The organism is Sphingomonas sp. (assembly GCF_965200135.1).
GTDB lineage: Bacteria > Pseudomonadota > Alphaproteobacteria > Sphingomonadales > Sphingomonadaceae > Sphingomonas.
The window spans coordinates 14,469-27,666 of record NZ_CBDATK010000002.1; the positions used below are offsets into that span (position 1 = coordinate 14,469).

Annotated in this window: 12 protein-coding genes; 8 read left to right on the forward strand and 4 right to left on the reverse strand. The window is 68.6% G+C overall.

Annotated elements, in window-relative coordinates; genetic code table 11:
- The first annotated feature begins 178 nt into the window (after positions 1-178).
- The 5 genes from ACOFKS_RS00535 to ACOFKS_RS00555 all read left to right on the forward strand — a co-directional run bounded on the left by ACOFKS_RS00535 (position 179) and on the right by ACOFKS_RS00555 (position 4,980).
- The gene (locus ACOFKS_RS00535) at positions 179-1,705 is read left to right on the forward strand and encodes a CoA-acylating methylmalonate-semialdehyde dehydrogenase (protein WP_419807299.1); all 1,527 of its coding nucleotides are present in this window, start codon (positions 179-181) and stop codon (positions 1,703-1,705) included.
- A 10-nt stretch (positions 1,706-1,715) separates the two neighbouring features.
- Entirely contained in the window at positions 1,716-2,489 is a 774-nt protein-coding gene (locus ACOFKS_RS00540; RefSeq protein ID WP_419807300.1) for an enoyl-CoA hydratase, read from the forward strand.
- A 92-nt stretch (positions 2,490-2,581) separates the two neighbouring features.
- Positions 2,582-3,454, forward strand: coding sequence for a 3-hydroxyisobutyrate dehydrogenase (gene mmsB, locus ACOFKS_RS00545; RefSeq protein ID WP_419807301.1), 873 nt, complete (start codon positions 2,582-2,584; stop codon positions 3,452-3,454).
- 222 nt (positions 3,455-3,676) lie between these two features.
- On the forward strand, positions 3,677-4,534 hold the full coding sequence (locus ACOFKS_RS00550; protein ID WP_419807302.1) for a glycoside hydrolase family 19 protein: 858 nt from the start codon (positions 3,677-3,679) through the stop codon (positions 4,532-4,534).
- The gene (locus ACOFKS_RS00555) at positions 4,531-4,980 is read left to right on the forward strand and encodes a hypothetical protein (protein ID WP_419807303.1); all 450 of its coding nucleotides are present in this window, start codon (positions 4,531-4,533) and stop codon (positions 4,978-4,980) included. Before ACOFKS_RS00550 ends, ACOFKS_RS00555 begins: the two co-directional genes overlap by 4 nt.
- Positions 4,981-5,024: 44 nt before the next feature.
- Here the strand turns inward: ACOFKS_RS00555 and ACOFKS_RS00560 are convergent, their stop codons facing one another.
- A complete protein-coding gene (locus ACOFKS_RS00560; RefSeq protein ID WP_419807304.1) occupies positions 5,025-6,182 on the reverse strand; it encodes a sterol desaturase family protein in 1,158 nt (385 codons plus the stop codon).
- Positions 6,183-6,504: 322 nt separating this feature from the next.
- On the opposite strand from ACOFKS_RS00560, the gene ACOFKS_RS00565 reads away from it, so the two are divergent.
- A complete protein-coding gene (locus ACOFKS_RS00565) occupies positions 6,505-7,872 on the forward strand; it encodes an MFS transporter (protein ID WP_419807305.1) in 1,368 nt (455 codons plus the stop codon).
- An 8-nt stretch (positions 7,873-7,880) separates the two neighbouring features.
- Here the strand turns inward: ACOFKS_RS00565 and ACOFKS_RS00570 are convergent, their stop codons facing one another.
- Positions 7,881-9,050 (reverse strand): MBL fold metallo-hydrolase, encoded by a 1,170-nt coding sequence (locus tag ACOFKS_RS00570; protein ID WP_419807306.1) that lies wholly within the window; start codon positions 9,048-9,050, stop codon positions 7,881-7,883.
- A gap of 152 nt (positions 9,051-9,202) precedes the next feature.
- On the opposite strand from ACOFKS_RS00570, the gene ACOFKS_RS00575 reads away from it, so the two are divergent.
- Positions 9,203-10,795 carry an amidase gene (locus tag ACOFKS_RS00575; protein WP_419807307.1) on the forward strand — a complete coding sequence of 531 codons (1,593 nt, stop codon included), beginning with the start codon at positions 9,203-9,205 and terminating at the stop codon, positions 10,793-10,795.
- Positions 10,796-10,901: 106 nt separating this feature from the next.
- Here ACOFKS_RS00575 and ACOFKS_RS00580 read toward each other — a convergent pair whose 3' ends face one another.
- Positions 10,902-11,294, reverse strand: a complete 393-nt coding sequence (locus ACOFKS_RS00580) for a DUF4345 domain-containing protein (RefSeq protein WP_419807308.1) — start codon at positions 11,292-11,294, stop codon at positions 10,902-10,904.
- The gene (locus tag ACOFKS_RS00585) at positions 11,291-11,776 is read right to left on the reverse strand and encodes a DUF2721 domain-containing protein (protein WP_419807309.1); all 486 of its coding nucleotides are present in this window, start codon (positions 11,774-11,776) and stop codon (positions 11,291-11,293) included. Before ACOFKS_RS00585 ends, ACOFKS_RS00580 begins: the two co-directional genes overlap by 4 nt.
- Positions 11,777-11,820: 44 nt before the next feature.
- Here ACOFKS_RS00585 and ACOFKS_RS00590 point away from each other — a divergent pair, with 44 nt between their 5' ends.
- Entirely contained in the window at positions 11,821-12,876 is a 1,056-nt protein-coding gene (locus tag ACOFKS_RS00590; RefSeq protein ID WP_419807310.1) for a GNAT family N-acetyltransferase, read from the forward strand.
- Positions 12,877-13,198: the final 322 nt, after the last annotated feature.

The window sequence follows — 13,198 nt, forward strand, 5'->3', positions numbered from 1 at the left end:
CGCCCAGCGCACGGGCGGCGTCGCTCAGCTTGCCCTGCTGCGCGACGATCATGTAGTCCTGCGACCCGTTCCAGGCCAGCCGCCGGTCTGCATCGATGCGACCCTGATTTGCGAAACCACGGCTTGCCTGCGATTCCGCAACGGGTAAGCGAGGGGAGGACGTCGTAGAGGGTGAGCAATGCGTGATATCGACCATGTGATCGTGGGTGGCGGCGGATCGGCCAGCCGCTTCGGCGACGTTTTCGACCCCAATACCGGGCAGATCCAGGCGCGCGTCGGGCTCGGCGGGCAGGCGGCGCTGGATCGCGCGGTCGCGGCGGCACAGGCAGCGCAGCCGGGCTGGGCGGCGACCAATCCGCAGCGCCGGGCGCGGGTGATGTTCCGGTTCAAGGAGCTGGTCGAGCAGAACATGGACGCGCTCGCGCACCTGCTGTCGTCGGAGCACGGCAAGGTGATCGCGGACTCCAAGGGCGACATCCAGCGCGGGCTGGAGGTGATCGAGTTCGCCTGCGGCATCCCGCACATCCTCAAGGGCGAGTACACGCAAGGCGCCGGCCCCGGCATCGACGTCTATTCGATGCGGACGCCGCTCGGCATCGGCGCCGGCATCACGCCGTTCAACTTTCCGGCGATGATCCCGATGTGGATGTTCGGCGTCGCGATCGCGTGCGGCAACGCCTTCATCCTCAAGCCGTCCGAGCGCGATCCTTCGGTGCCGGTCCGCCTCGCCGAGCTGATGCGTGAGGCCGGCGCGCCCGACGGCATCCTCCAGGTCGTCCACGGCGACAAGGAGATGGTCGACGCGATCCTCGATCACCCCGCGATCGCGGCGATCAGCTTCGTCGGCTCGTCCGACATCGCGCACTATGTCTATCGGCGCGGGGTCGAGGCGGGCAAGCGCGTCCAGGCGATGGGCGGCGCCAAGAACCACGGCATCGTCATGCCCGACGCCGATCTCGATCAGGTCGTCGCCGACCTCTCGGGCGCGGCGTTCGGCTCGGCCGGCGAGCGCTGCATGGCGCTGCCCGTCGTGGTGCCGGTCGGCGACAAGACCGCGGATGCGCTTCGCGAAAAGCTGATCCCCGCGATGGCGGGCTTGCGCGTTGGCGTCAGCACGGACCAGGACGCGCATTACGGGCCGGTGGTCAACGCCGCGCACAAGCAGCGCGTCGAGAACTGGATCCAGACCGGCGTCGACGAGGGCGCGGAGCTGGTCGTCGACGGTCGCGGCTTCACGTTGCAGGGGCACGAGCAGGGCTTCTTCATCGGACCCAGCCTGTTCGACCGCGTCACCCCGTCGATGAGCGCGTACAAGGAGGAGATCTTCGGCCCCGTCCTCCAGATCGTCCGCGCACCCGATTTCGAGACCGCCGTGCGGCTGCCGTCCGAGCATCAATATGGCAACGGCGTCGCGATCTTCACCCGCAACGGTCACGCCGCGCGCGAGTTCGCGGCGCGGGTGAACGTCGGCATGGTCGGCATCAACGTGCCGATCCCGGTGCCGGTCGCCTATCACAGCTTCGGCGGCTGGAAGCGCTCCGCGTTCGGCGACACCAACCAGCACGGGATGGAGGGCGTCCGCTTCTGGACCCGCGTCAAGACCGTTACCCAACGCTGGCCGGACGGCTCGGCCTTGTCGCGCGGATCGGAAGACGGCGGCCCGAGCCGCGTACAGGATGCGTTCGTCATCCCGACCATGGGCTAGGGAGCCGGACATGACGTACGAGACACTGCTGGTCGAACAGCGCGGGGGCGTGACGCTGGTCACGCTCAACCGCCCCCAGGCGCTCAACGCGCTCAACAATCAGGTGCTGGGCGAGCTGGTCGCGGCGATGCGCGCCTTTGACGCCGACCCGACGCAGGGCTGCGCGGTGCTGACCGGCTCCGACAAGGCGTTCGCGGCGGGCGCGGACATCAAGGAGATGCAGCCGCAGTCGTTCGGCGAAATGTACGCGGGCGACTATTTCGCCGGCTGGGAGCAATTCACGGCGACGCGCAAGCCGGTGATCGCGGCGGTCGCGGGTTTCGCGCTCGGCGGCGGCTGCGAGCTGGCGATGATGTGCGACTTCATTCTCGCCGCCGACACCGCGAAGTTCGGCCAGCCCGAGATCAAGCTCGGCGTCGGCCCCGGCATGGGCGGGTCGCAGCGCCTGACGCACGCGGTCGGCAAGGCCAAGGCGATGGAGATGTGCCTCACTGGCCGCTTCATGGACGCGACTGAAGCCGAGCGCGCCGGGCTGGTGTCGCGCGTCGTCCCCGCCGCCGAGCTGCTCGACGAGGCGCTGAAGGTCGCCGCCGCGATCGCCGGCATGGCGCCGCTGGCGGCGATCGCGTGCAAGGAGATGGTCAACGCAGCCTTCGAGACGCCGCTGACGCAGGGCATCCGCTTCGAACGCCGCCTGTTCCACGGCCTGTTCGGCACGCAGGACCAGAAGGAAGGCATGACCGCGTTCGTGGAGAAGCGGGCGGGGGCGTGGATAGGTAAGTAGTCCGTCATCTCCGCGCCGGCGGGGATGCATCTATAGGCAAGCGCAGGTGGAGGGATGGATTCCCGCTTGCGCGGGAATGACGAGGTAAGACCATGGCACGCGTCGCATTCATCGGGCTGGGCAATATGGGCGGCGGCATGGCCGCGAACCTCGCCAAGGCGGGCCACGATGTCCGCGCCTTCGACCTCAGCGACGCCGCGCTGACCCGTGCCGAGGCGGCGGGCTGCCTGCGCGCCGCCGATGCGGTGGCGGCGGTGGACGGCGCCGAAGCGGTGGTGACGATGCTGCCGGCCGGGACGCATGTCGAGGCGACCTGTGCCACGATCCTGCCGTCGCTGGCGCCCGGCGCGGTGCTGATCGACTGCTCCACGATCGACGTCGCCACCGCCAAGCGCGTCGCCGCGCAGGCGATGCAGGCAGGCTTCATGGCGGTCGACGCGCCGGTGTCGGGGGGCATCGCGGCGGCGGCGGCGGGGACGCTGACCTTCATGGTCGGCGGCCCGGAAGACGCCTTCGCGCGCGCCGAGCCGTTCCTGTCGGCGATGGGCAAGGCGGTGATCCGCGCCGGCGGCTCTGGCGCGGGGCAGGCGGCGAAGATCTGCAACAACATGATCCTGGGCGCGACGATGGTCGCGACCTGCGAGGCGTTCCTGCTCGCCGGCAAGCTGGGCCTCGACGCGCAGGCATTCTACGACATCGCCAGCGTCTCCTCGGGCCAGAGCTGGAGCATGACCAGCTATTGCCCCGTCCCCGGCGTCGGCCCGGAAACCCCCGCCGACCGCGACTACGAAGGCGGCTTTGCGGCGGCGCTGATGCTCAAGGACCTGCGCCTCGCGATGCAGGCGGCGGGCGAGGCGCACGCGCAGACTCCGATGGGCGCGAAGGCGGCGGGGCTGTACGAGGCGATGGTCGCGGACGGGCAGGGCGGCAGGGATTTCAGCGGGATCATCGAACAGCTCGCCTGATCCGGGCGGGCGCACCTCGAAACGGTGGAGCCACGCAACAAAGAGCGAGCGAGGGGATTATAGCGACAGCCGCGTTCAAATAACCCGGTGATCAGGGGAAGTCGGGCAATGGCAAGCGCCGCGCCGGCAGGCGGACGACACGGTCATAACGTCAGCGTAGCGATTCCTCCCCGTCTCGGAACGCCGCCGCCTGGCGGTCCGCGAGCGCTTACGCCCGCGGCGATGCACGAGGTCGCTGCAGCGCTCGTCGAGCAGATCGGCGGCGATCTCGACGCAGCGTTCCGGCTGTTGCAGGACGTGAGTCAAGGCCAACCGCCAGCGGTTCGCGCCGGCCTTGCGCGCGCGTTGGCGCAGGCGCTGCAAGCGGCGGGGACGCTGGACCGCCTGCCGAGCGGCAATCTGGCCCAGCAAGCAGCGGCGGTCCAATTTTTCCGGCAGACGCTTGCACAATCGCTCGGGCTCACCGCTGATCAATTGCGTAGCATTTTGCCTGGTGCCGGTCAGCAGGCCGAGACCTATGCACCGTTGCTGGATGAGGCCATGACGGCATCAGGAATCAGATCGCCGACCCAGCGCGCAGCGTTTCTGGCGCAACTCGGCGTGGAGAGCCAGAACCTGCACCACACCACCGAAGGGCTGAGATACACCACGGCGTCGCGGCTGGCGGACACCTTCAGCCGGATCGGGACGGCGAAGGCGGCAGAGCCCTACCTCCGTAACCCGGAAGGGCTGGCCAACCATGTTTATTCCAACATTAACGGCAATGGTGACGAGGCTAGCGGCGATGGTTGGCTGTATCGCGGCAGGGGGCTGATTCAGATCACGGGTCGCGCCAACTTCCGCGGCGCGGGCTTCGAGGACAATCCGGACGTGGTGGCGCAACCGCGGTTCGCGGCCATCTCCGCGGCGCGATGGTGGCGCAACAATCGGCTGATCGACCGAACGACGACTGAGCTGAACTATAACCAATTCTTCGGTGTAGTCGGCGTCGTCAATCGCAGGCATCTGGAGGTGGGTTCGCGGTGGGCGGCGTATCAGCGAGCGCTTGACGTGCTCGGCGGGCGAAAGGCCAGAAAATGAAAGTTCTCGTTTCCGTACTCGCTATGTTGGCAGCGGGTGCGGGCCATCGCCCGCCCGACAACCAAGATGTCTTTAAGTGCTCGCTGGGCGCGAAGCAGGTCGAGGTCACTGCCGCCGGTGATCAGCTGGTTTACCGTTTCGGTACGAAAAGCCGAGCCGAACTCACGATCGCGGGCAGTGTCGCCCGGCGCAATCTGTTCTACCGTTCCGCGCGCTTCGCGGGCATCGAACACCAACTTCGCTTCACCAACGGGCGCTTCAGCTACGTGGTGTTCAGCCTGGCCGGCAATCCGGGCGTGGGCGCGCGGGGCGTCTCGGGACTGACGGTGTTCGACGGACAGCGGACCGTCTCCGAGTTTACCTGCCGACGTTGGACCGAGCTGAACCCGAGCGCTTTCGAGAGCTGGCCCATTGCGGAGGATGGCGAGGACTGGTCGGCGATCTAACCGCATAAATCGGCTGCACCCGGCCGGTCGCAACGGTGGATGAATCAGCTGCTCTTGTCCGCCGCGATCAGCCGCTTCCGCCGGAACGGGTACAGCATCTGCGCGCGATAGCCGTTCGGCACCTGCTCGGGCACGCCATAGCCAGTCGGCCAGCGCCCCTTCGGGAAGTGATGCGTCCCGAACAGCCGATCCAGCCACGGGAAGTGGATCGCGAAATTCTTGTCGATCGCCTCTTCCTCGATGCCATGGTGCCAATGGTGGAAGCGCGGCGTCACCAGGAACCGCCCGAGGCCATGAAAGTCGCCGCGCAGGTTCGCGTGGACCAGCGACGAATAGACGTACACGAACGCGATATACGCCTGCATCACCGACGGCGCGAACCCCAGCGTCATCAGCGGCAGCGACGTCACGCCACGCAGCAGCACGATCTCGACGAAATGCATCCTGGCCCCCGCCAGCCAGTCCATGTGCTTGGCCGAATGATGGACCGCGTGGAAACCCCACAGGAATTCGAAGCGGTGGAACGCGCGATGAAACCAGTATTGCGCCAGATCGGTGAGCAGCATCACCTCCAGGAACTGAAGGAGCCACGGCTGCCCGCCGACCAGCGCGCGGAAGTCCGCGAAACTGCCCGTCTTGGCCATGATGAAGGTCGACGGCGTCAGCGCGAGAAACGTAATGAGCTGCACCATCATCGAGCTGACGAGATAATAGAACAGGTCCTCCTGCCACTCCGGCCGGAACAGCCGCTGCTTGCCGTGTTTCGGCAGCAACCGCTCGATCGGCGCGAACATCAGGCCGGTCGCGACCATGTTGATCGCGAAGAAATCGATCCCGAAGAAAATGCCCCAGTCGTGCGTCTCGCGCGGGGACACGCCGGCCCCGCCCAGCAGCGTCGCGAGCAGCGCCACGCCCAGCGCGGTGAACCCGATCACCTTGCGCGGGCGCAGCAACAGGCTGAGCAGCGCCAGCGCATAGGCGCCGATCAGCAGCAGGTGGACGACGACGCGCAACGACCGCCCGCCCTCCAGTGCGGCCAGCTGCGGCGTCGAGAACCAGTCCGGCCAGCGCAGCGCCGCGACCAGGCACAGCCCGGCGATCGCCATCACCAGCGCGAAGAAGCCCGCGAACCATCCCGACCCGAAGCCGCGCACCTCGATCGGGGCGGACAGGTCGTGTTCGAGCTTGTCGAGAAAACGCATCGGGTAATCCTCTCGACCGGTCCTTACCCCAGAAAGATTGGATTTTCCTGCACTATTCAGGGCGTAGGGACCGAAGGCAGGGCCCCCGGTTGCGCGAATAAACGGTTTCTCGTGTGCAGGAGCGGGCCGTACCGACGCAAAATCCTCCCCGCTTGCGGGGAGGTGGCGCGCGCGGAGCGCGTGACGGAGGGGGGTGGCCGCGTGTGTAACGCTTGTGGAGAACCCCCTCCACCACCGCTCTGCGAGCGGCAGTCCCCTCCCCGCAAGCGGGGAGGATTTAGCAGCCGCTTGCCCCCTCGCACACCCGCGCTACGGTGCCGGCATGGGAGAGAACATCGCCGGCGCGGCGCCATCGCCGCAGCAGATCCGCCTCGTCATCGCGGCGTCGTCGCTCGGCACCGTGTTCGAATGGTACGACTTCTTCATCTGGGGCACGCTGACCGCGTCGGGCATCCTCCAGCGCAGCTTCTTCCCGCCGGGCGACGAGCTGTTGGCGACGCTGCTCAGCTGGGCGACCTTTGCGGTCGGGTTCGCGTTCCGCCCACTCGGCGCGGTGATCTTCGGCTATCTGGGCGACCGGCTCGGGCGCAAATACACTTTTCTCGTCACGATCACCCTGATGGGCGTCGCGACGGCGGGGATCGGCGTCATGCCGACCTATGCCACGCTGGGTGCGGCCGCGCCGCTGCTGATCGTGCTGCTCCGTATCGCGCAGGGGCTGGCGCTGGGAGGCGAATATGGCGGTGCCGCGATCTACGTCGCGGAGCACGCGCCGCCGGGCAAGGCCGGGTTCTACACCAGCTTCATCCAGGCGGGTGTCGTCGGCGGCTTCATCCTCAGCCTCGCGGTCGTGCTCGCGACCAAGGAGTCGGTCAGCGCCGATGCGTGGACGCGCGGCTGGTGGCGTTTTCCATTCCTGTTCTCGCTGCTGCTGCTCGCGGTGTCGCTGTGGATGCGGCTCAAGCTGTCGGAATCGCCCGTGTTCCGCGCGATGCGCGAGGCGGGCGAGGCGGCGGCCAACCCGTTCCGCGAGAGCTTCACCTACCCCGGCAACCTCAAGCGGCTGTTCGTGGCGATGTTCGGCATCGCCGCCGGGCTGACGGTGATATGGTACACCGCGCTGTTCTCGACGCTGTCGTTCCTGACCGGCGCGATGCACATGAACGAGACGGCGGCGCAGCTGATCGTCGCGGCGGGCGCGCTGCTGGGGCTGGCGTTCTATTTCCTGACGGGCAGCTGGTCGGACCGGGTCGGGCGCAAGAAGCCGATCGTGATCGGCTATGCGCTGACGCTGCTGCTGCTGTTCCCGCTGTTCTGGCTGATCGGCGGCGCGGCGGGCGAGGGGCTGTCGCCCAAGGGCTTCGTGCCGACCGGCGGCCAGACGGCGCTGATCCTGCTCGGTATCCTGGGGCTGATGGCCTTGTCGGGCATGACCTATGGCTCGGTCGCGGCGCTGCTGTCGGAGATGTTTCCGCCGCGCATCCGCTATTCGTCGCTGTCGATTCCGTACCATTTCGGGACGGGGTATTTCGGCGGCTTCCTGCCGCTCATCAGCGCTGCGGTGATCGCGAAGACGGGGGACGCGTATTCGGGCCTCTGGTACACCGAAGCGGTCGTGGCGATGGCGCTGGTGGTAACGTGGTGGGGTCTGGATGACCCCTCCCCGTCATCCCGGATCGAGGCCGGATGACGGAAGCGTCAGGGTAGCGCCCGCACTTCATCGCTCCGCGCGCAAGCGTCAAGCCTGCTCAGGTCCAGCGGCTCCCGCGCCCCCGCGACCGGCACGTCGAACGGCACCCCGATCCGATGCCCCGCAAATCGCGCCGGGTCTCCGCCGGTGCAGCGCATCAACAGCCCCAGCATCTTCGGCGGCGTGTCGTAGCCCTCATAGCTCAACCGGAACGTCCCCCAATGCACAGGTAGCGCGGTGGTCGCGCCCGTCGAATCGAACGCACGTACCGCCTCGACCGGCCCCATATGGCTACCGATCCGCATCTGTCCCGGCGTAAAGCGGAACGCGCCGATCGGCAGGATGGCCAGCCGGATCGGCCCGTGCGCCGCCGCTTCGGCGGGCCATTTGCCGTCGCCGAACCCGGTGTCGCCCGCGAAGAACAGGTTGCCGCCGCTCGGCAGCCGCACCACGAAGCCAGACCACAGCGCGCGATTGCGATCGGTGAACCAGCGGCTGCCCCAATGCTGGACACGGGTGACAATCACCTCGACACCGGGGCGCACGGCGACCCGTCCGCCCCAGTCCGCTGCCGTCGCCTCCGCGCCGGTCTGTCCGATCACGCTGTCGTTGCCGAGCGAGGTCACGATCCGCGGCCGGTCGCGCGCCCACAGCCGCGCGATCGTCGGCTTGTCCATGTGGTCGTAATGATTGTGGCTGACCAGCACGAGGTCAATCCTGGGCAGATCCTCGAACCGCACGCCGGGTGCCGCCACCCGCCGTGGTCCGCGTCCGAACGGCCCGGTACGGTCGCTCCAGATCGGGTCGGTCAGGATATTCAGCCCCTGGGTCTGCACCAGTACCGTGGCGTGCCCGACCCAGGTCACGAGCATCCGCTCGCCATCGACCCGCGCGGGCGGCTTGGAAGGGGTGACCGCGACGGCCTCGGGCCAGGGCGGCCGGCCGTCGTTGCCAGTCAGATAGCGCCAGAAGAACCCCGCCCGGCTGCCGCCCGTCGGCGGCCGGATCGTGTCGTCTTCCACTCCCGGATTGAAGAAACGTGCCCCATCGAAATGGTCGCTCGCCTCGCCGCGATAATAGATGCGGTCGAGGAAGCGCGGCACGATAGTCACCGCCAGCCCGAAAAGGATGACGAGCAGCAACACGACGGCACCCACGATCTTGAGGACCGTCGTCATGGGAGGGAACACGGTGACATTGAGGGCTACTAACGTCCCTTGGACGTCAGGGTTCAGCCGTCTTCGACGATAACCCGTGATAATTTCGCGACCGCCCGCTTGCCGCGCTGTCGTCACTCCCGCAAGACGTTGAAGTCATTGAGGGAGGTCCCATGCGCCGCTTCGCCGTTCCGCTGCTGCTCGCCGCCGCCATGCCGGCCACCCCCGTCGTCGCCCGCACCGTCGTGGTCGAGGAGCGTTCGGTCGAGCAACTCCAGACGTCGATGGCGCAGGGCCGCGCGTCGAGCGAGGACCTGGTGCGCGCCTATCTGAAGCGGATCGCCGCGATGGACCGGCGCGGGCCGACCTTGCGCGCGGTGATCGCGCTCAACCCCGATGCGATCGCGCAGGCGCGCGCGCTCGATGCCGAGCGCCGCGCCGGCCGCGTGCGCGGGCCGCTCCACGGCGTCCCGGTGCTCATCAAGGACAATATCGAGACCGCCGACAACGTGCCGACCACCGCCGGCAGCCTCGCGCTCGCGGGCAACCTGACGCGGCGCGACGCGCCGGTGGTGGCACAGCTGCGCGCGGCGGGTGCGGTGATCCTGGGCAAGACCAACCTCAGCGAATGGGCGAACATCCGCTCGACCCGGTCGATGAGCGGCTGGAGCGCGGTCGGCGGGCTCGTCCGCAATCCCTATGCGCTCGATCGCACCGCCTGCGGCTCGTCGTCTGGCTCCGGCGCGGCGGTGGCGGCCAGCTTCGCGGCGGCGGCGCTGGGGACGGAGACCGACGGCTCGGTCGTGTGTCCGTCATCGATCAACGGGCTGGTCGGGCTGAAGCCCTCGGTCGGACTCGTCAGCCGCACCTATGTCGTGCCGATCAGCCATTCGCAGGACACGCCCGGCCCGATGGCGCGCTCGGTGCGCGACGTGGCGACGCTGTTCACCGCGATGGTCGCGGTCGATCCTCAGGATGAGGCGACGGCGGGGGCGGCGGCATACCGGCGCGATTACGTCGCCGGGCTGTCGACGAGTGCGCTGTCGGGCACCCGCGTCGCGGTGCTGCGACCGGAGATGACCCCCGACCTCGCCGCCGCCTATGACCGCGCGCTCCAGGTGCTTCGCGACGCGGGCGCGGAACTGGTCGAGGTGGAGGCACCCAAGCCGGACGGGATCGGCGCGGCCGAACTGACCGTGCTCCAGACCGAGCTGAAGGCCGACCTCGACACCTATCTCGCGACGACGCCGCCGGCGGTCACCGCGCGCACGCTCGACCAGGTGATCGCCTTCAACCGCGCCCACGCCGCCGCCGAGATGCCGTTCTTCGGGCAGGAGACGTTCGAGGCGGCGGTGCGGACGCGCGGGCTTCAGGACCCCGGCTATCTCGCCGCGCGCGCCAAATCGCTCAAGGCGGCGAGCGAGGCGATCGACGGCTTGCTGGCGCGGGCGCGGGCGACCGTGCTGGTCGAGCCGACCTATGGCGGCGCGTGGCTCACCGATCCCGTCTATGGCGACCAATATAGCGGTCCGAGTTCGTCCGAACTGCCCGCGATCGCCGGTTATCCCAATCTGACGGTGCCGATGGGGCTGGTGCGCGGCCTGCCGGTGGGGCTCAGTTTCATCGCGACGAAATACGGCGAAGCGACCGTGCTGGGCGCCGGCTACGCCTACGAACAACGCGCCCACGCCCGCTCCGCGCCACGTTACCTGCCGACGGCGGATGTCGGGCCGGGCTTGGAGGGAAGCTCGTCACCCCGGCCTTGAGCCGGGGTCCCGCTTCTTCCCGGATCGGCCGGCACGCGAGTAAATCGCGTGACGTCGAAGCTCGGCTGAGGCCGAGCCCGGCCGGTCTCGATCGTCTCGCGTCCAGCTACGCTGGTCGCGCGCGACCTTCGACTCTCCACTGCCACAGCATCAACAGCGGCACGACGCCCAGCTCCATCGCCAGCCCGAACAGATGCCCCCGCGACGGCGCGCCGACCTCGACCAGCGACACGACCCGCGCCAGTCCCCCGCACACCACCATCGCCCCCAGCAGCCGGAACCGCGCGCCCTTGCGCTCGATCGCGGGCACGCAGGTCGTGAACGCCACGCCCAGCGCGAAGAAGATGCCCGACACATAGCGGAAGTGGCTGTCCAGATCGCGCGATACCGGCCCGTGCGCCATCCACGCCGCGCCGCGCACGATCGACTCGCCCCCCGTCAACAGCGGCACCAGGCACGCGACCGACACCATCACCTGCAACGCCCGCTTCTCGATCATCGCAACAGCTCCGCCCTGATCCGGATCGCGCGCAAGGACGTGCGGACCTCGAACAGGAAACTCACCAGCGCCGCGATCAGCAGCACCATCGCGAGAATGAAGGCGATCGCGACGATTCGGCCCAGATGCAGGTCGGCAAGTTCCGCGACGAACAGCAGCGCCACGACCGCGCAGGTCATCACCGCGCTCGACACCGCCAGCGCCAGGCCGGCGTTGATGATCCTGATCCGCTTGTCCAGGATGCGGAGCTCCCAGACATGGCGGTCGTGCGCCGGCCCGGTCGACGCCGGGTGCAGCTCTTCCAGCGCCCGCGCCCGATCGACCACCCGCGACAATCGCCCCGCGAGCACGTTCAGCAGCGCGCCGATGCCGGCGAGCATGAACACCGGCGACAGCGACAGCTGGATCGTCTGCGCGATCGTGGACACGGCGGGGGAGGGGATCACGGCAGGGGTTATGACGTGCGGGACGCCGCTCGTCATCCCTGCTCCACGCTTCGGTAACGCCGATCCGCTAACCTGTCCGAGTGACCGCGCCGCTCAGCCTCGCCGCCTTCGACCGCCTGCCGCCGTCTGCGCGCGCGGGCGTGGTGGACGGACTCGACGCGCGCATCGACGCGGTCGCGGCCCGCGCGGCCGAGCCGCATCGCTTCCTCCGCCACGGCTGGTACGCCGCCGCGCTCGCCGCTTATGGCGGAGCCGTTCGCACGCTGGTCGTCGAGCAGGAGGGCGTGGCCGTCCTGGCACTGCCCTTCACGCCGTCCGGGCCGGCATGGGCGGGGCTGGGTCAGGTGCCGGGCAGCTACTGGCCGTTCCGCGGCTTTCCACTCGCGCTCGAGGCCGCCGACCCCGCGCTCGCCGCCGCCCTGGATGCGCTCGCAGGGCAGGTCCGCGCGCTCCGTATCGGCCCCATCCTCGCCGACGATCCCGCCGCCGCCGCGCTCGCGTCCGCCGCCCGCGCGCGGGGCTGGGCCGTGCTCGACCGCGTCCTCGGGCAGAGCTGGGTGCAGGACCTGACCGATCCCGATTGGCCGCGCGCCTCCACGCTCAAGAAGAACCGCTTCCACGCAAAGCACCTCGCCGCCCATGGCGCGCTCGATTGGCGCTTTCTCTCCGGTGACGACTGGCCGCATGCGTTCGACCTGCTCGCCACGGTCGAACGGGCGAGCTGGGTCGCCGACGGTTGCGACGCGAAGTTCACCGCGACCGGCCACGGCCGCTTCTGGCGCGCCGCCGCCGCCGACCCGGTGCTCGCCCGTTGCCTACGCGCCGCGCTGTTGACGGTGAACGGCGCCCCCGCCGCCTTTTCGTTCGATCTCGATGTCGGCAGCCACCGCTATGCCATCGCCAACAGCTACCGCGCCGACCTGGCCAAGCATTCGCCCGGCAAGCTGCTCCACTATCGCAACCTGCTCGACGCGCGTGCGCGCGGCATCAGCTGCGTCGACTGGGGGATGGGCGATGGCGGCTACAAGGCGACGCTCGGCGCGGTGCCCGGCCCGGCGTTCGTCGATCGCCTGTTGCTCAGGCCCGGCCTGCCCGCGCTGGCGGGGCGGCTGCTCGCCCGCTGGCTCTGGCGTTAAGGCTTGGGGGTCTCGCGACGCGGCCCGACCCGACGCTCGGGTCCTTGATAACCCGCGTCGTCCGCGCCCCGGCGATCCGATCGTTCGCGCCGTTCCGTAGCCTGCTTGTCCTCGTCCATCATCCGTTCCCCCGAACCTGATCAGGTAAGATTATCCGGAAAAGGTGAACGGATCGCTAAACCCGCACGTATCTGAAATACCACACCTTAGCGGTCAATCGCTCGTAAGATATTGAGCAGAAGTCGAGAATCATGCTGATCCGGGGGTATGCGATTGCCCAGGTAATCACCGGGTAATCACCGTCTCTCGAACGAAATCGGGA